Here is a 17988-nt window from a genome sequence, read left to right as displayed (position 1 = left end):
ATGAGTTATATTGAAGTCAAACACAATTTTAAACGTTACCAAACCGGTGATACTGAAATTTTAGCTAATAACGACGTCAATTTTTCCATTGAAAAAGGCGAATTGGCAATTATTTTAGGAGCTTCCGGTGCTGGTAAGTCAACTATCCTCAATATCTTAGGCGGAATGGACACCAACACCTCTGGTGACATCATTATCGATGGCAAAAATATTGCAAATTATAATAAACGCCAATTGACTACGTATCGGCGTAATGACATTGGTTTTGTTTTTCAATTCTACAACTTAATTCAAAACTTAACTGCAAAAGAAAATGTCGAACTAGCATCAGAAATTGTTGCCGATTCACTTGATCCAGTTCAAACCTTAATTGACGTTGGCTTGAAAAATCGAATTAACAACTTCCCTGCTGAACTATCAGGTGGTGAGCAGCAAAGAGTTGCTATTGCACGTGCTATTGCTAAAAATCCCAAGATACTCTTGTGTGATGAGCCAACTGGAGCACTTGATTACCAAACAGGAAAAAGCGTCTTACAGACCATTGCCAAAATGAGCCGTGAAAATGGTGCAACAGTAGTTATTGTTACGCACAATAGTGCACTGGCACCAATTGCAGATCGCGTGATTCATTTTCATGATGGCCAAGTAACCAAAATTGAGCAAAACGCTCAACCAGAAGATATTACAAATATTAAGTGGTAGAAAAGGCAGATCATGAAAAAAATAATTTGGAAAGATTTTTGGCAGTCAATTAAGCACACCAAAGGACAATTCTTGTCAATTATGGGCTTAATGATGATCGGAGCATTCGCTTTGGTCGGGCTTTTTGTTACTGGGCCTGATATGCGTGATACTGGTAATCACTATGCGCAAAAGCTTAACACTGCTGATTTAACTGTAATGTGTAATTATGGTTTTGACAAAAAAGATACCGAAAAAATCAAGCAAACAAAGGGTCTTGAAGAAGTTGAATTCGGCTATATGACTGACACCGTTTTAAAAAATACCGATGAAAGTTTTCGCGTTTTTTCAAAGCCTAAATCTGTCGGCAAGTACGAAGTGCGCCAAGGTCGCTTACCTAAAAGTAAAAAAGAAGTTGCACTTGCTGAGCACTATCATAATCGCTACAAGATTGGTCAAGAAGTCAGTTTTACCGAAAAGAAGAATCTGCTTGGCAGTACCCTTCTAAAAAGAAAGACATTTAAAGTTGTTGGATTTGTCCGCTCAAGTCAAATTCTATCTAATGTTAACTTAGGTCAAAGTAATAGTGGTACTGGGGAACTTAAAGGATATGCTGTTGTTTTGCCAAGTGCTTTTAACCACCAAGTTTACACTGTTGCCAACCTTAGATATCACAATTTACGTAACCTTGATTCATATGGCAAAGTTTATACAGCCCGAGTTAGTGATTACAAAAAGGTATTACAACAAACGCTCAAGAAAGATGCCAAGCAACGCCAAAAACGAATTTATGCTAGCTTTAATCAAGTAATAAAGCCAAAGGAACAGCAACTTACTGACGCCAAAAATAAAATAGCCGATACTAAAAAGCAACTGTTACTTGCCGAGCAAGAATTAGATGAGCAGAAAAATGCCTTAGCTGCTCAAACTTCGAATGCTACTACACCGGAAGCAAAAATGCAGCTTCAACAGGCTCAAGCAGAATTATCTGCCAAGGCAAAAGTTTTACAAGCAAAAAAGCAAAAAGCAATGACTGCTTCAGCAAGTGCTGAAAAAACAATTGCAAAGAATGAGCTTAAATTAGCTAAAGCAAAAAAACAGGCCAAAAAGTTATCAGCACCAAGTTATAGTGTTTACAATCGCCGCGAAGTGCCTGGTGGTGAAGGAAATCTTGTCTATACTACGGTCGCAAGAGTTGTCGAAGACTTAGCGAAAGTCTTTCCTATCTTTTTGTACTTTGTAGCTGCTTTAGTCACTTTTACCACTATGAATCGTTTTATCGATGAGGAAAGAATCAATTCTGGAACACTGAAAGCATTAGGCTATAGTGACAATGTTGTTATCAGCAAGTTTGTCTTTTACGGTTTTCTTTCAGGAACCATCGGAACAATTATTGGTGTTTATCTTGGCCATACTTTAATGCCACAGATTGTTTACCATGCTTACTACAAGTCTCTGACGATTCCACCAATTGAAGAACACTTTTACTGGCAGATTAGTCTAATTGCCCTTGTTTTATCGTGGATCAGTTCCGTTCTACCCGCTTATTTAACTGCAAAAGCTGAATTCCGTGAAAAACCAGCTGCATTACTTCTGCCTAAGCCACCTGCAGCTGGTTCAAAAATACTTCTTGAAAGAATTCCGTTTATTTGGAATCATCTTAGCTTCACCCACAAGGTAACTGCCCGTAACATCTTCCGTTATAAAAAACGAATGTTAATGACAATCTTTGGTGTTTGTGGTGCAGCTACTCTTCTTTTTACGGGTTTTGCAGTAAAGAACTCTATCAGTAATATGAACAATCGTCAGTTTTCAGGATTAATTCATTACAACATGATAGTGGCTCAAAAATCCCCAATTTCAGCTAATGACCAAGCTACACTCGATGATAAGCTAAAAGGAAGTAACATTAAATCCGAACTACCTATTTATTATGAGTCCATGTCAAAAACTGCTGGTAAATCTGGTGACACGCAAGACATTACTTTAATTGCGCCAAAATCAGACCACAAACTTGATCAATATCTTTATTTAAACGATCGTCGCAGTAAAAAGAAGATTACCTTAACTAATGGTGGTGTTGTCATTTCCGAACGCCTAGCCAGTCTCCTAAACGTTAATAAAGGTGACTATATGACTTTGACTGATAAAGACAATCATCGTCGAAGAATGAAGATTGCTAATATTACTGAAATGTATATGGGCCACTTTGTTCTAATGAACTCAAACCAGTATGAAAAGATTTTTGCTAAAAAGTATTCTACTAACGCTCATCTGGTTAACTTAAAGAACAGTTCTAATAAGAACACCAAAAAAGTAGCTGCAGAGTTTATGAAGCTTAACGGTGTCGCTGGTGTCGTTCAAAACACAGCAATTAGTCAAGAACTAGACGTCGTTGTGCAATCCCTTAACATGATAATGGTTGTTTTAATCATTGTTGCTGGTTTGCTGGCAATTGTTATTTTGTACAATTTGACTAATATCAACATCGCAGAACGAATTCGCGAACTATCTACCATCAAGGTATTAGGCTTTTACAACAATGAGGTCACAATGTACATCTACCGCGAAACAATTTTGTTAACGGGTATTGGCATTCTAGTAGGATATTTGACCGGTGATTTGCTTTATCGCTACATCCTGTATGTTGTTCCACCTGATAATGTCATGTTCAATCCAGCTCTTTCCGCCTCAAGCTTCTTGTGGCCATTAGGTGTAATTGGATTAATTACAATTATTTTAGGATTTATCGTCAACAAAAAGTTAAGAGATTTAGATATGCTAGAAGCATTGAAATCCGTTGATTAATATCCTTTGAATAGTAAAAAAGTCGAGCTATTATGCTCGGCTTTTTTCAATAGTTTTTTGTAGTCAAATTAAAACCACTTTATTTAAGTGAAAACATCGTTACAAATAACTAATGCTCATACAGAATAAAAAAGGATAGTCGACTGAATTTCGACTATCCTTTTTGCGTTAAATTTTAGCTTTTCCTAGTAAAACAGAACTTATTACAACTGATAATGAGCTAAAGGCCATTGCAAGACCAGCTATTTCAGGGCTAAGAGTAAAACCAATTCCTGCAAATAACCCCGTAGCAATTGGAATTCCTAAAATGTTGTAAATAAATGCCCAAAACAGATTCAGCTTAATTCTTTTAAAAGTTTTTTTACTCAATTTAAGTGCACGAACAACATCTTCTAAGTCATTTTTGATTAGAACAATTCCGCCTGCATCAATCGCTACATCAGTTCCAGAGCCCATTGCTATCCCAACATCTGCTTGTGTTAATGCTGGAGCATCATTAATACCATCGCCAACAAAGGCAACCTTATAGTTATGTTGCAACTTTTTAACTTCGTCAGCTTTATCAATCGGTAAAACTTCCGCAATTACTTGATCTATTCCTACTTGTTTAGCAACTGAATCTGCAACTTGCCTATTATCACCGGTAAGCATAACTGTTTTTAAGCCTTCCGCTTTTAAGTCGGAAATCGCCTTAGCAGCTGTTTTCTTTGGAGCATCTTGAATTGCAATCAAACCGATAACCTTATCATCCATAGCAACAATAACAACGGTCTTTGATTCTTTTTGCAGCTTAGTTATCGCATCAGACATTTTGATTTCAACAGTATACTGGTCAATTTCGGGTTTACCGACAAAGGCAGTTTTCCCATCGATTATCCCCTCTATTCCGTGTCCCTCAATCGCCTTGAAGTCAGTTACATCTTCCATCTCAACATTTTCAGTTTGGGCAGCAGTTAGAATTGCTGGTGCAAGTGGATGCTCTGATAATTTTTCTAGGCTTGCAGCTACTTGCAATACTACTAATTTATTCCCAATGACGTCCGTTACTTGCGGTTTTCCTTTAGTAATTGTGCCTGTTTTATCAAAAACTATTGCAGTTAAATTATTAGCAGCTTCAAGAATTTCACCATTTTTAATCAAGATTCCTTTTTTAGCGCCCAGACCTGTTCCGACCATTAAAGCGGTTGGCGTTGCTAATCCTAAAGCACAGGGACAAGCAATTACCATTACGGAAACTGCGTAGTTAAGAGCTGTTGGTACGCTCTTATTTAAAAAGACAAACCAAACTAGAAATGTGATAATAGCAATAATTAAAACAGTTGGAACAAAAACGTTAGCAACTTTATCGGTTAGTTTTTGAATCGGTGCATGGCTATTCTGTGCTTTCTTTACAATTTCAATAATTTGGGCAAGCATCGTGTCATTGCCAACTTTTTCGGCTTCAATGACAAAAGAGCCATTTTGATTAATTGTTGAACCAATTACTTGATCTCCAGCTTTTTTGGCAACAGGCATGCTTTCTCCAGTAACCATTGATTCATCAATATTTGAAGTTCCAGAAACTATTTTTCCATCGACAGGTACTTTTTGTCCCGGTAAAACTTGTATTAAATCACCTTTTACAACCTGACTTATCGGAACCTTCACAAACTCAGTTCCGCGTTTTACCAAAGCCTCTTTTGCCCCCAGGTTAACCAGCTTACTAATTGCACTCGAGGCATTACTGCGCATTTTTGCTTCCAGGACTTGCCCTAAGAGAACAAACGTAATTACAAACGCTGCTGTCTCAAAAAAGACTGGCCTTCCCGTGAACATGGCATAAATGCTGTAAAGGTAAGTGATCATGGTTCCCAGTGCAACAAGGGTATCCATGTTGGAATGATGCTTTAGGAATGCTGACCAGGCGCTAGAAACGAATGGACCCGCAGAAATCAACATAATAACTGTCGTAAACGCCAGCATTGTCCAATTACCACCTGGTAACATCCAGCCTGTAAAGGGATGGATTATCATCTCAACAAGCATTGGCAGGGAAAGCACCAATGAGGTCCAAAAACGTGTCGTTATCTTCATATACTGATTCCTTTTCCTAGTTACTTAACGATTACCTTGCCATGAAACATGTTCATACTGCATTCCCAGTCATATTCACCTGCTTTAGATGTGTCAATCTTGACTTGCTCGACTTGACCTTTTGGTAGTTCTTGATTAATTCCCAAGTCAGAGAAAATGACATGATCTAAGCAGCTAGAAGAATCTAATCGCTTAAAATTCAAAGTTGCAGGAACGCCCTTTTTTAGGACAACTTTTTCAGGTGAATAGCCACCCTTTACTTGAATGTTAACCGTTTGATTAGTAGAATTCACTTTTGCTTGCTCAACACTTGCATCATGTTTACCTAAGAACCACCAAGCAATAAAAGCAATAGCCATAATTCCTATAATTAATGTAATAACCTTCATAATTAACTCTCCTTCAACTTATTTTTTATTTGTTTTATTCTTTTTAATGTCTACATTTGTAAACTATAATTAATTTAACACTTAAATTTACATTTGTAAACATAAACGAATTAAAAAAACCACTAACTTTCGTTAATGGCTGTTGCGATTTTTACTTTGTCTATCTGACTTATCGATCCTCCAAAATCGATAAAATCGACTCGTGCGTAAAAATTATGTCGCATCCGGACTATCAAATTGCGCATAAGCAGCAGGTTAAGCATTATTAGCATTTGATACGCTTTTATTTACTCCATTGCTTTCTAGCGTGAAGCTACTCAACTATTCAGTGATCAACTTGTTTAAATAAAACTTTTGCCTTTCATTTCATTTTCTATCCCATCTTTTAGACTTGGTCAAAAAACCGCAGATCATCAGTCTATGAGGATCCGTAATATCTTTCAAGAAATACTCGCTTACTTCAGTGGTTCTTTAGAAAATCTTTTTAAAAAACATGCGTTATCCTTACCTTCCAGCACCATCGTATCGTTTAATTCCTAATTTCCAAACTACTTGATCGAGTACTAAAAAAATCAATGAAATTATTAGCTGATAAATTAAAATGTGAAAATGCTGAGGCTGTAGCAATAAAATAGTTGCTGGACAGGCAATTAATCCAAATGGCAATAAAAAGTTAAATATGATGTTTCCAATTCCGTGATAAATTACAGCAGGATATCTACTCATCTGTATCATGCTTAAGAACAAATCATTTCTACCAAAGTTTGTAGGAAACCAAAAGGCTGAAATTGTCCACAGATACCATAGTGAATAGTATAATATGCAGCCAAGAAAGCATGAGCAAACAAAAGCCAGTATTTGTAACCAGCTAAAAGAACTGCCATGACAGGCATATAGTATAATTACAAACCCAAGAGCAGAATTAATGAACTGCGTAAATTCAATCGATCGGAAAAAATAAAATAGATGAGGATTTATTGGCTTTAATAGAACTGTGTCAAGTGTTCCTTCACGAATATCTTTTTCCAGCATCGGCATAGATTTAACTAGAAATGCCATCATCAAGCCGTCTATCATAGTATAGACTCCGACTAAAAGCAGACATTCTTCATATGTCCATCCACCAATCGTACTGACATTCAAATAAATGACTTTAAAAAAGATAATTGGGATTCCTAACCAAAGAACAGAAGATAGTATCCCAAATAAAGTATCAAGTCTGAAACTGACACTATCTAGAAAGGCAATTTTGATTAACTCTTTAATTAGCTTAAGTTTATCTTTCATTTATCTAACCCATTACATCAGAATATTTCTGAAGCCCTTTTTTATTTACAATTTCAAGTAACATCGATAGAGCGACTATCCATATAAATTCAATTAATGTATTTTTAGTCCATATTGACAAAGATAAATTTTTAACAAGCGTATCAATGGGGAACGAACTGAAATATTGAAAAGGTAAAACTTTGAAAACCTGTAATAATCTATTAGGAAGAATTTCTAATGGAAAATAATAACCAGAAAGCAGATTAACTACCACTTCTTTTACTAATAAAACAAAAAAAAGATTGTTAAACCAATATGCAGCACAGCCAATAATGTATGAAAATAGAAACCATAATACCATCGCTAAAATTATACTGACAATAAGCTCGATTGCTTTCAGAAAAGAAACAATCAGCAAGTTTTTTCCTATGATAAAAGCTAATCCAATCAAAAGAAACGGAAGTAGCATAAGTAAATTAGCGAGGCGATCACCAATCATCTTAAAAAAATAATAACTTTGGATTGAAATGGGACGGTGAATTATATTTGACAATTCTCCTGAATGAATATCATCATTTAGCTCCCAATCAATTGCATACCAGACAAAAGAATTGATTAGATTTACACCTAGATAATAAATGATCAACTGGCTCTTATTAAATCCCCCAACTGTTTGACCATCTTTTAATATGACAGACCATAAATAAAACATTACCAAGCTTGGAATCAGAGCTTGCAAAAGAAGAATGACAATACTACTTCTATTTGCAAAAATTGATTTCAGAGAGATTTTAATAATTGAAAGATAAGACTTAATCATTATTTTTCTCCTCCTCAAAAAGTTCAAGAATTATGTCATCAAGCTTAAGATCACTTATTTGATAATTAGAACCTTGTCCTTCTCGTGCTAACTCTGAAATTATCTGATCAATTTCATTTGCTTTAACTTTAACCGTAATTGAAAGATCATCTTCATCAATTATCTTTGCCAGAACTTTACTTGCTTTAAAAGTTTCTGACTTAAGAAAACTGATATATTTATAATCAGCAAACTTATTAAACAACTCTTCTTTTTTGCCGTCCCACATTACTTTACCTTTGTTCACTATAATCAGGCGGTCACAAACTGCTGCAATATCTTCCATGTCGTGCGAAGTAAGAAAGATTGTTAAATTGTCTTTCTTATTTATTTTTTGAAGAAATTTTCGAATATCTCTTTTAGCTAAAACGTCTAAGCCAATTGTCGGTTCGTCTAAAAACAGAACTTTCGGATTCGTTGAGACACCAGCTAAGAATTCAACCTTCATTCGTTCACCTAATGATAATTTTCGAGTTTGTGTGTCAAGCTTAGCTTCAACATTCAAAATTTTGGCAAGTTCATGAACTGTATGGTTAAATCTTTCATTCTCAATTCCATACATTGACTTAAGCAAATTCAGATAATCGCGAGGTGTCAAATCAGGAAAAAGTTGTGACCGATTTCCCATTACAACAGAGATGGATTTTTTAAAGCTGTCTTGCCTTTTAGTTGGATCAAATCCGTTTACTGAGCAAGAACCTGATGAAGGAAATAGTGTGCCTGTTAGCATTTTAATTGTTGTCGTTTTGCCAGCACCATTTTGACCAATAAAGCCAACTGTCTCACCTTCTCTAACGTGAAAATTCAAAGAACTAACCGCTTTAACGACTTCTTTGTCTGGTTTAAAAATATTTTTTACAGTTGCTTTTAAGGTATCACCACGTTTCGCTACGACGTATTCTTTAGAAAGATTTTTCGCTTCAATAATGTTGTTTTCCATAGCCATGCCTCTATATCTTTAAAGCATAAAAAAGCAAATTTGAGGGAACATCCCTACAAAATTGCTTTGCTTAAACCTTATTTTTAATTAACTATACTGCTAATGTTACTTTTTAGTGTAGCATTTACAATATTCGGTAACCCATTCTATCATAATTTAATATTATTTTAAAATTGTTTTTATGATTAAGTCTTATTGCTCCTAATTTACTAATTAAATAAAGAGATATTTTAATTCTACCTTGACCAGCTCCCCAATCACTAGTAAAGTAAAATCAATTTATAATTTATCTATAGTTAAACGAGGAGCGTGCAGTAAATGTCAAATTGGTCAACAAAATTTGTAAAAGAAGGATTAACTTTTGATGACGTCTTATTAATTCCGGCTGAAAGTCATGTATTACCCAATGAAGTTAATTTACATACAGAATTAGCACCAAATCTTAAACTTAAAATTCCACTAATTAGTGCTGGTATGGATACAGTTACTGAGGGTGCAATGGCAATTGCAATGGCACTTCAAGGTGGATTAGGTGTTATTCATAAGAACATGTCAATCAACGCCCAAGCTGGCGAAGTCGCAAACGTAAAAAATGTTATTGTACCAAGTGACGTTTCTAAAGCAGCCGTCGACGAGAACAATCGTTTATTGGTTGCAGCTGCAATTGGCGTAACTAGTGATACGTTTGAACGTGCTGAAGCACTACTCGAAAACGGCGCTGATGCAATCGTTATTGATACTGCACATGGACATTCCGCAGGTGTATTACGTAAAATTAAAGAAATTCGTGATCATTTTCCAAATGTTACTTTAATTGCAGGTAATATTGCCACTGGTGATGCGGCAAGAGCACTTTTTGATGCTGGCGTCGATGTCGTAAAAGTTGGTATTGGACCCGGATCAATTTGTACAACGAGAGTTGTCGCTGGAGTTGGAGTTCCCCAAATAACTGCAATTTACGATGCCGCAACAGCCGCTCGTGAATATCACAAGCCAATTATTGCCGATGGTGGAATGAAATACTCCGGTGATATTGTAAAAGCCCTCGCTGCTGGTGGTAATGCTGTAATGCTAGGAAGCATGCTTTCTGGTACAACTGAAGCTCCTGGAGAAATTTTTGAAAGTGATGGCGAAAAATACAAGACCTACCGTGGAATGGGTTCTGTAGGAGCAATGGCACAAGCACATGGCTCATCTGACCGTTACTTCCAAGGTGGCGTAAATGAAGCCAATAAACTTGTTCCAGAAGGTGTAGAAGCACGCGTTGAATATAAAGGTGATGTTTCGGATATCATTTTCCAAATTATTGGTGGTTTACGTTCCGGAATGGGATACGTTGGCGCATCAACTATTTCTGAATTAATTGAAAATGCTCAATTTGTTAAAATTACTAATGCTGGTTTGAGAGAATCACATCCTCATGATGTTCAGATCACTAAAAAAGCACCTAATTACGAAAGATAAATTTTAAATATCAAGTTCAAAAAAGGCTAGTTACACAAGCGTAACTAGCCTTTTTATTTCTCAGATAATACTTGATTTAATTTAAGCAGATTTTGTATCAGCTCTTTTTTTACCTCAGAACCCAAAATTTTCTCAGTTTCTTTTTCAGAAGAAACAAAATATGAAGTTATTTCAGGTTCCAATTTTTTGGCTTTATCTGTCAACTGGATTACCTTTAAACGCGTATCCTTATGATTAACTTCCTTTGTAATTAAATCTTTTTGCTCCATCAGATGCAAAATATTAGTTGCAGTCGACTTTCTGATATTGAACTCATGCTCAATATCCTTTTGATAAATATAGTGCTCTCCAGAAAAGGATGCTAAATATTCAATAATTAGCATTTGCATCCCTGTCAGACCTAATTGTCTAGCAAAATGATCTACATTACGGTTAAAAGTGTTTTGGGCGCGTTGTAAAGCCAAACCCAGTCTTTCCATTAATTATTCTCCTGCTTTAACAGCCTTTGTAGCTTTATAAAGCAAGTATACACCAATAGCAACTAAAATCAGCAAAAAGATTAAGCCAATTTGAGCAGCATCAACCAGTCGGCCAGCTGCAGTTGTTCTAGTACTCATTTGTTGAACAAATTGCATAATTGCTGAAACAATTGAAGTACCTACCGCACCAGCAAATTGCTGCGCCATATTGAATAATCCATTACCATCAGTATGTTCTTTTTCAGTTAAAACATTTAGAGAAGCTGTCATGATATTGCCCATGATTAAACCAGTTCCAAGCATTGTCACTGTGTAAAACAGGATAATTTCAAGTGAGCTAAAGTTAGAAGCAAAAGCACAGAATAATGCACCGCCAATAAACTCTAGAATCGCACCAGTCATTACTGGTTTTCTGGCACCGTAGTTATCAAGCAAACGTCCACCAACAGGAGATGCAATCGCACCTACAATTCCACCAGTCAAAAGTAAAAGACCAGCTGTCATAGCTGTTTGCTTGTTAGCAATTTGAACATAGTTTGGCAGAATAAATGATAAACCTAACGTGTTAATTTGAAATACAAAGTATGCACTCAAACCTTGAGTAAACTTGTTTTTCTTAAATACTCGAATATCGATCAATGGATTTTCCACTTTTAAAGAGTGCTTAATAAAAATGATCAATCCGATAATTCCGATTACTAATGGAATAATAAAAGTAAGAGGCTTTTGCATAACCGTTGCTAAGTTACTAAAAGCAAAAATCAAAGCAATAAAAGTTACTGCAATACTTAAAAAGCCAACAAAATCTAATTTAGTGTGCTCAATCTTTTCTGAATCTTTAGTAATTGAGCAAAGACCCATAACTAATGAAATAATCATTACTGGAAGCATGAAGATGAAGATGTAGCGCCAACCCATCGTATTCACAACTAAACCACCAAAAGTTGGTCCAAGTGCTGGGGCAACTGCAGTAATCATTGTTCCAATTCCCATTAATAAACCAATTTTGTCTAATGGGGATTTTTCTAGAATAATGTTAAACATCAATGGAATAGCAATTCCAGCTGCTGCTCCCTGAACAATTCTTCCTATTACCAAGAACATAAAATTCTTAGCAACTACATCAATTAAAAGACCAACAATAAACAAAACTGAAGCTGTAATAAACAGTGCACGTGAACTAAAATTACGTTTTAAATACGCCGAAAGTGGCATAACGATTGAGGCAACCAATAAGTAACCTGTTGTCATCCATTGAACCATTGACATATTAACGTTAAATTCGCTCATTAGGACTGGAAAGGTAACATTTCCTGCCGTTTCAATCAAAACCCCCGAAAATGACATCAATCCTGCTGCAAAGATTGAACAAATCAATCTCGCATCTAATTTCCTTTGCATAAAATTCCTCCTTCAATTTTAGTTAGCAAGCTAACGATTTACTATCGTAACCTAAAAAATTTTAAAAAGCAATTAATAACGTTTTCAAAACAAAAACCCATCTAAAAAGATGGGTTTTGCTTAATCATTTTTTAACTTACCAGCAAGATTAAGCATTAATAACGTACTTTTCCCAGTACTTCCATACGTTGTCACTGGAGAAGCGCTTTGCACTTTCGTATGCACCTTCATTTAACTGCTTCATTAGTTCAGGATTAGCAAAGTACTCTTCAATTTTGGCAGCCAAGTCGTCTACATTTCCACTTGGAACAAGAAAACCACTTTGACCATCCTGGATTATGTCAGAAGGACCATAATTAATGTTATAAGAAATGACTGGAACACCATGTGATTGCGCTTCTAAAACGGCTAACGAAAAGCCTTCATATGTTGATGTTAATAACAAGAGCTCAGCACTATTGTATACACTATCTGTGTCCTGAGTATAGCCCTTAAACTGAACCACATTTTGCAAATTAAGGTTTTTTACAAGCTGTTTTAGCATATTTTCTTCTTTATAGCCATCGGCACCATTACCATAACCGTAAATGTCAAAGCTTAATGTCGGATTTTCTTGATATGCTTTTGCGAATGCGTTGATTGCATCAGCTAAGCGCTTTTCGGGAAAAAGTCGTGCTATTGCTACAATTTTGCCTGGGATACGTTCACTTATTGGAATATGCCGAGCATTCAGTTGTTCATCTGGAACAATTCCCACTGGGATGGCCACAATTGGCACCTGAGTCCTTAACCGTTTCTTCATATCATCAGCTTGATACTGTGATGGCGTAATAATTAAATCTGTCTTACTCAATAGTTCGGTATTAGAAATAGACGGATAGGTCAGAGGAGAACTTGGATCCCAATAATCTCGATAATGAATACTATGAAAATGCTCAATTTTACGAGCTCGAGTTTTCATGTTAATCATTGGAACATTTACCAAATTGCTCCGATCAGAAATAAAGGTCGACATTTCATCACCGTCTTGCTCATTTAACTCGTCAAGCATAATTGTGAACGCTAGACCTGTATTCATTAGCGAATGCGTTCTACCTTCTACGTCAATTAACTGAATATTTGTTGCAGGATAAGAATTTGGCCGCTTTTCATAAGAAATTTCAAAATAAACTGTATTATTGGGGCGATAAAATTGTTCATATACAAGGTGACCGTCAGCTGTATCATAAGTTTTGGTTGAGCTCTTAAAGCCACGTGTATCATAAAAATCTTGCTTTATAAGATTAAGGTCACCATTATAGTAATCAACCGTATCAACGCTACCATTAGGAAACATACTAATTCGCATGGTTTTACGACTACCATCATAAACTTCATAGCTGGTATTTACAGCTTTTATTTGATAATTGACTGGAATCGGTAAGTCAGAAATGGTTACCACTCTTTCTGGAAACGTTACTGTGCCAGCAAAAAAGTCAAACATATTAACATAGTCATCATCAGTTAACTCATATAATGGCAAATTTCTATGCGCAAAGCGATTGTATTCGCACATTACAATTTTTGCAGGTACCCCTTTTTGCTTAAATAATTTTAATCGCTTAATTTGTGCATGCTCAATGCCAGAGCTATTAACACTTAATCCGCCACTTAGAAAATAATACATCTCTTAATCCTTTACCTCATTACAATGTAGACCTTTAATTCAATCACAAACGATATTGCTTTTTTCAACAAACACCAATAATAAAATAAGCCCCGAAAGTCTGCTAACTTCGGAGCTCATTTCGTATAAGATAGGTTTTATTTCTTAACTAATTAAGAAAAATTAGGCATTAATAACGTACTTTTCCCATTCTTTCCAAATGCTATCGCCAGAGAAGCGTTGTGCATTTTGATATGCACCTTCATTTAACTGCTCCATCAACGCTGGATTATCAAAGTACTCTTTAATTTTGGCAGCCAGATCATCAACATGTCCGCTCGGAACAATAAAACCACTCTGACCATCTTGAATTAGATCAGCCGGACCATAGTTAATGTCATAAGCAATTACTGGTACACCATGTGATTGTGCTTCAACAATTGCAAGAGGAGCTCCTTCATAGCGTGAAGATAATACTAAAAGCTCCGCTGTATTGTAGACAGTTTCCATATCTTGAGTATAGCCTTTAAATTGAACTACATTTTCTAAACCAAGATTTTTAACAAGCTGCTTAAGCATCTTTTCTTCCTTAAGACCATCACGTCCGTTACCATAACCGTAGATATCAAAGCTTAGCGTTGGGTTTTCTCTATATGCTCTTGCAAATGCATTAATCGCATCATCTAGACGCTTCTCATAAAATAAACGTGCCACTGCTACAATTTTGCCTGGTGTACGTTCGCTCATTGGAATATGTCTGGTATTCAACTGCTCATCAGGAACGATTCCAACTGGAATTGACACAATTGGTACTTGTGTACGTAAACGTTTCGTCATATCATCAGCTTGACGTTGAGACGGGGTTATAACCAAGTCAGTCTTGCTTAATAACTCATTATTAGAAATTGACGGATATGTTATAGGAGAACTTGGATCCCAAAAATCTCTGAAGTGAATATTATGAAAATGTTCAATTTTTCGAGCTGGAGTTTTCATGTTAATCATCGGAACATTCGAACAATCACTTCTGTCAGAAATAAAGGTCGAAATCTCGTCACCATCTTGCTCATTTAACTCATCGAGCATAATTGTGAATGCCTGTCCAGTGTTCATCAACGAGTGCACCTTACCGTGCGTATCAGTCAATTGAATATTTGTTGCAGGATAGGAGTTAGGTCTTTTTTCATAAGAGGTCTCATAATAAACAGTATTATTAGGGCGATAAAATTGTTCATAAATAAGGTGACCATCTGCCGTATCATAAATTTGGGTCATACTCTTGAAACCGCGAGTATCATAAAATTCTTGTTTTGTATGGTTGCCATCACCATTAAAGTAATCAATTGTATCAACACTACCGTTAGGAAACATAGTAATCCGCATAGTTTTACGATTACCATTATAAACTTCATAACCGTTATCTACTTCTCTTATTTGATACTCATCCGGAATTGATAAATCAGAAACAGTTACCACTTTCGCTGGAAAAGTTACTGTACCAGCAAAAAAGTCAAACATGTTAACATAATCATCATCAGTCATTTCATACAATGGTAAATTTCGGTGAGCAAGACGATTATATTCACACATAACTATCTTAGCAGGTACACCCTTTTGCTTGAATAATTTTAATCGTTTAACTTCTGCATGCTCAATACCAGAGCTATTAGCATCTAATCTGTTATTTAGAAAATAATACATCATTTACTCCCTTACCTTGTTAAATTGTAATTCGCACTCTCAATTTTATCACACCAATATTACAATATTGCTTGTTTTTATAAAAAAGGCTAATAATATCGTACTTATTAATTGTAAATAGTACTATTGCATTTAGTTCCATTGTTATGAAATTTTGAGCATAAAAAAGCACCGTCAGTATAGTCACTTCTATAGACGATGCTTTTTTTAATTATTCTCTTTTTTTAGTTATTTTTAGGATCACTGGCCAAATAAATGTGAGCACCAATCCCATGGCAAGCCCAAGCCACAAAACAGACGAAGTGGTCAATGAAATTCCATGATAAAGCTCTGTTTGCAAATTTTGGGTTAGCTGATTTAAGTAATATTGCAGTGCGCCAAACGATCCTACAGAGGCGATCAATAAAACTATCGAAGCCCAAGAACTACCGAATAGTACAAGCAGAGCTGCAATAGCAAAAAGCAAAATAGCTGCGAAAAAGAAATAATGGAAAACATTAATGGTATCATTGACTTGCTTGCCGTTGTTTTTGAGCTCTTTATTTAACCGATCTAAAATGACGTAATTGACAGCCTTTTGAACCTGATTCTTTTCAGATAAATTCAAATTTTGCGCTGTAACTTCACCATTTTCTTGGTAACTCACACTCAAATTATAAAGGTTAATATAAGACAAATCGCGATGATACTTTTGTGGTAATTGCTCAAAAATCTTATCTTCAACACCAAAGTCTTTTGCTAACTGTAGCGATCCCTTTAAATTAGCATCCCCAGTCTTATTAACATTCTTATCAATTACCGTTTTCGCCATTTTGGGAAAATTCTGAACATTAATTGTTGCAGCGCCCTCAAATAAAAATAACCCTGATAGACAAACCAATGCGGCAAAGATCAACCGTAGAAAAATACTAGTAAACTTCTTCATTAAGCTTACCCCCTTAGGTAGATTAACTATTGTTCTAGCATTCGTGTTGACCTGAAACTAAGCAGTTGCATTTAATTACTGCAGGCGCCTTACTCTCCTTACCAGCAAGCTCATCCTCAATTGTCGAGATATCTGATTTAGATAATGGCATATCTTTCAAAAGTTCAATTAGAACTTGTCCTTTATGCATATCACACATGTGATCCATCATTTCTTTTGAAACCTGAATCATCATCTGCACTTGAGTAACAGTTGCGGAGTAAGCATACCGATGTCCATCTTTTCTAGTCTTCAGCAAACCTTTTTTAACTAGTCTCCCAATCAATGTCTTGATTGTTGATTCTGACCAGTTCTTTTTAGCTTGTAATTGCTTAATGATATCACCAGTATGAATTTCACCAAGTGTCCACACTATCCTCATGACTTCCCACTCGGCTTCAGAAATATTATGTTCTTTATTTTTTTCTACCATAATAATCAACCTAACTTTATTCTACTACAAAACATATTTTTTTAATGCTTTGGCAATTCCGTCATGGTCATTATCATCAGTTACATAGTCCGCACTATCTTTAATCAGCTCGATTGCGTTTCCCATTGCAACTTTTTTAAAGTTTGGATTGGAAAACATCGAAATGTCATTCCCTTGATCGCCAAAGACCATTACTTGACTCTGATCAATCTTCAAGCGATCAGCAAGTACCATAAGAGCGTTACCCTTAGAAGCATCTTTAATGTTGATTTCAACATTAGTCGAAAAGCTTCGAACAATATCATACTTGGCAAAAGCCCACTCGGGAATATTGTTCCATAATTTTTCAACCTCGTTAACATCTTCAGTCATGCTAAAGCCAACTTTGTTAAAAGCAAAATCTTGTGGAATTTCCTCTGCCTTACGTACTTTAATCATGTTATTAGTCATTGCGGCATTCACTGCAAGATTAGCCCCTAAATCGCGATCACAGGTCCAAAAACATTCTGGCGTTTCAAAATGTAAATTAACATGAGCAAGTCTTTGAAGTTTGCGCATATTGGAAAAATCCTGATAGTTCATTTCTTGATTCATCAAAACATCGCCTGCCAAGTTTTGAATGACCGCGCCATTAAACACAATATTATATTGCTTCTTTCCAGCAAGGCCCAATTGCTTGTTAAAAGGCATTACCCCAGATAAAGGTCGACCTGTTGCAAGAACCACTTGAATTCCTTCGCTAATCGCGTTTTTTAAAGTCTTTTCTGTTTCTGGCAAAATCGAGTTAGTACTACTAAGCAAAGTACCGTCTAAATCAACAGCAATTAATTTTATTGACACAGTATTTTCCTCCCACTGCTTTTTGCATCGTCCCCTTTATTA

At 35.8% G+C, this 17988-nt stretch carries 15 protein-coding genes; 3 read left to right on the top strand and 12 right to left on the bottom strand.

The features are described from left to right. Nucleotides 1-702 carry an ABC transporter ATP-binding protein gene (locus H3T48_RS04740; protein ID WP_046306572.1) on the top strand — a complete coding sequence of 234 codons (702 nt, stop codon included), beginning with the start codon at nucleotides 1-3 and terminating at the stop codon, nucleotides 700-702. Between the two features lie 12 nt (nucleotides 703-714). Further along, entirely contained in the window at nucleotides 715-3489 is a 2775-nt protein-coding gene (locus tag H3T48_RS04735; protein ID WP_198188698.1) for an FtsX-like permease family protein, read from the top strand. Nucleotides 3490-3657: 168 nt separating this feature from the next. On the opposite strand, the gene H3T48_RS04730 is transcribed toward H3T48_RS04735, so the two are convergent. The 5 genes from H3T48_RS04730 to H3T48_RS04710 all read right to left on the bottom strand — a co-directional run bounded on the left by H3T48_RS04730 (nucleotide 3658) and on the right by H3T48_RS04710 (nucleotide 9019). Beyond that, the gene (locus tag H3T48_RS04730) at nucleotides 3658-5562 is read right to left on the bottom strand and encodes a copper-translocating P-type ATPase (RefSeq protein WP_198188697.1); all 1905 of its coding nucleotides are present in this window, start codon (nucleotides 5560-5562) and stop codon (nucleotides 3658-3660) included. Nucleotides 5563-5582: 20 nt separating this feature from the next. Further along, nucleotides 5583-5951 (bottom strand): cupredoxin domain-containing protein, encoded by a 369-nt coding sequence (locus H3T48_RS04725; RefSeq protein WP_122034784.1) that lies wholly within the window; start codon nucleotides 5949-5951, stop codon nucleotides 5583-5585. A gap of 504 nt (nucleotides 5952-6455) precedes the next feature. After that, on the bottom strand, nucleotides 6456-7238 hold the full coding sequence (locus tag H3T48_RS04720; RefSeq protein ID WP_187157795.1) for an ABC transporter permease: 783 nt from the start codon (nucleotides 7236-7238) through the stop codon (nucleotides 6456-6458). A gap of 4 nt (nucleotides 7239-7242) precedes the next feature. Next, nucleotides 7243-8040 carry an ABC-2 family transporter protein gene (locus tag H3T48_RS04715; protein WP_198188696.1) on the bottom strand — a complete coding sequence of 266 codons (798 nt, stop codon included), beginning with the start codon at nucleotides 8038-8040 and terminating at the stop codon, nucleotides 7243-7245. Next, complete coding sequence (locus tag H3T48_RS04710; RefSeq protein ID WP_198188695.1) at nucleotides 8033-9019, bottom strand: ATP-binding cassette domain-containing protein; 987 nt, start codon at nucleotides 9017-9019, stop codon at nucleotides 8033-8035. Before H3T48_RS04710 ends, H3T48_RS04715 begins: the two co-directional genes overlap by 8 nt. Before the next feature lie 318 nt (nucleotides 9020-9337). On the opposite strand from H3T48_RS04710, the gene H3T48_RS04705 reads away from it, so the two are divergent. Then, entirely contained in the window at nucleotides 9338-10483 is a 1146-nt protein-coding gene (locus H3T48_RS04705) for an IMP dehydrogenase (RefSeq protein WP_074425530.1), read from the top strand. Between the two features lie 53 nt (nucleotides 10484-10536). Here H3T48_RS04705 and H3T48_RS04700 read toward each other — a convergent pair whose 3' ends face one another. From H3T48_RS04700 to H3T48_RS04670, 7 genes are all read right to left on the bottom strand, one after another. Further along, complete coding sequence (locus H3T48_RS04700; protein WP_187157792.1) at nucleotides 10537-10962, bottom strand: MarR family winged helix-turn-helix transcriptional regulator; 426 nt, start codon at nucleotides 10960-10962, stop codon at nucleotides 10537-10539. Between the two features lie 3 nt (nucleotides 10963-10965). After that, nucleotides 10966-12363 (bottom strand): DHA2 family efflux MFS transporter permease subunit, encoded by a 1398-nt coding sequence (locus H3T48_RS04695; RefSeq protein WP_074425531.1) that lies wholly within the window; start codon nucleotides 12361-12363, stop codon nucleotides 10966-10968. A gap of 148 nt (nucleotides 12364-12511) precedes the next feature. Continuing rightward, complete coding sequence (gene asp1 / locus H3T48_RS04690) at nucleotides 12512-14029, bottom strand: accessory Sec system glycosyltransferase Asp1 (RefSeq protein WP_198188694.1); 1518 nt, start codon at nucleotides 14027-14029, stop codon at nucleotides 12512-12514. Between the two features lie 162 nt (nucleotides 14030-14191). Then, nucleotides 14192-15712: a glycosyltransferase gene (locus H3T48_RS04685; RefSeq protein ID WP_198188693.1), complete on the bottom strand. Its 1521-nt coding sequence runs from the start codon at nucleotides 15710-15712 to the stop codon at nucleotides 14192-14194. A 208-nt stretch (nucleotides 15713-15920) separates the two neighbouring features. After that, the gene (locus H3T48_RS04680) at nucleotides 15921-16634 is read right to left on the bottom strand and encodes a hypothetical protein (RefSeq protein ID WP_198188692.1); all 714 of its coding nucleotides are present in this window, start codon (nucleotides 16632-16634) and stop codon (nucleotides 15921-15923) included. A 34-nt stretch (nucleotides 16635-16668) separates the two neighbouring features. After that, entirely contained in the window at nucleotides 16669-17106 is a 438-nt protein-coding gene (locus tag H3T48_RS04675) for a CopY/TcrY family copper transport repressor (protein WP_109715334.1), read from the bottom strand. A 24-nt stretch (nucleotides 17107-17130) separates the two neighbouring features. Beyond that, entirely contained in the window at nucleotides 17131-17946 is an 816-nt protein-coding gene (locus H3T48_RS04670) for a Cof-type HAD-IIB family hydrolase (protein ID WP_109715333.1), read from the bottom strand. Nucleotides 17947-17988: the final 42 nt, after the last annotated feature.

Source organism: Lactobacillus sp. M0403 (genome assembly GCF_016101265.1).
Classification (GTDB): Bacteria; Bacillota; Bacilli; order Lactobacillales; family Lactobacillaceae; genus Lactobacillus; species Lactobacillus apis.
Note: the sequence above shows the minus strand (reverse complement) of the source record. Positions and strands in the feature narration are given on the sequence as shown.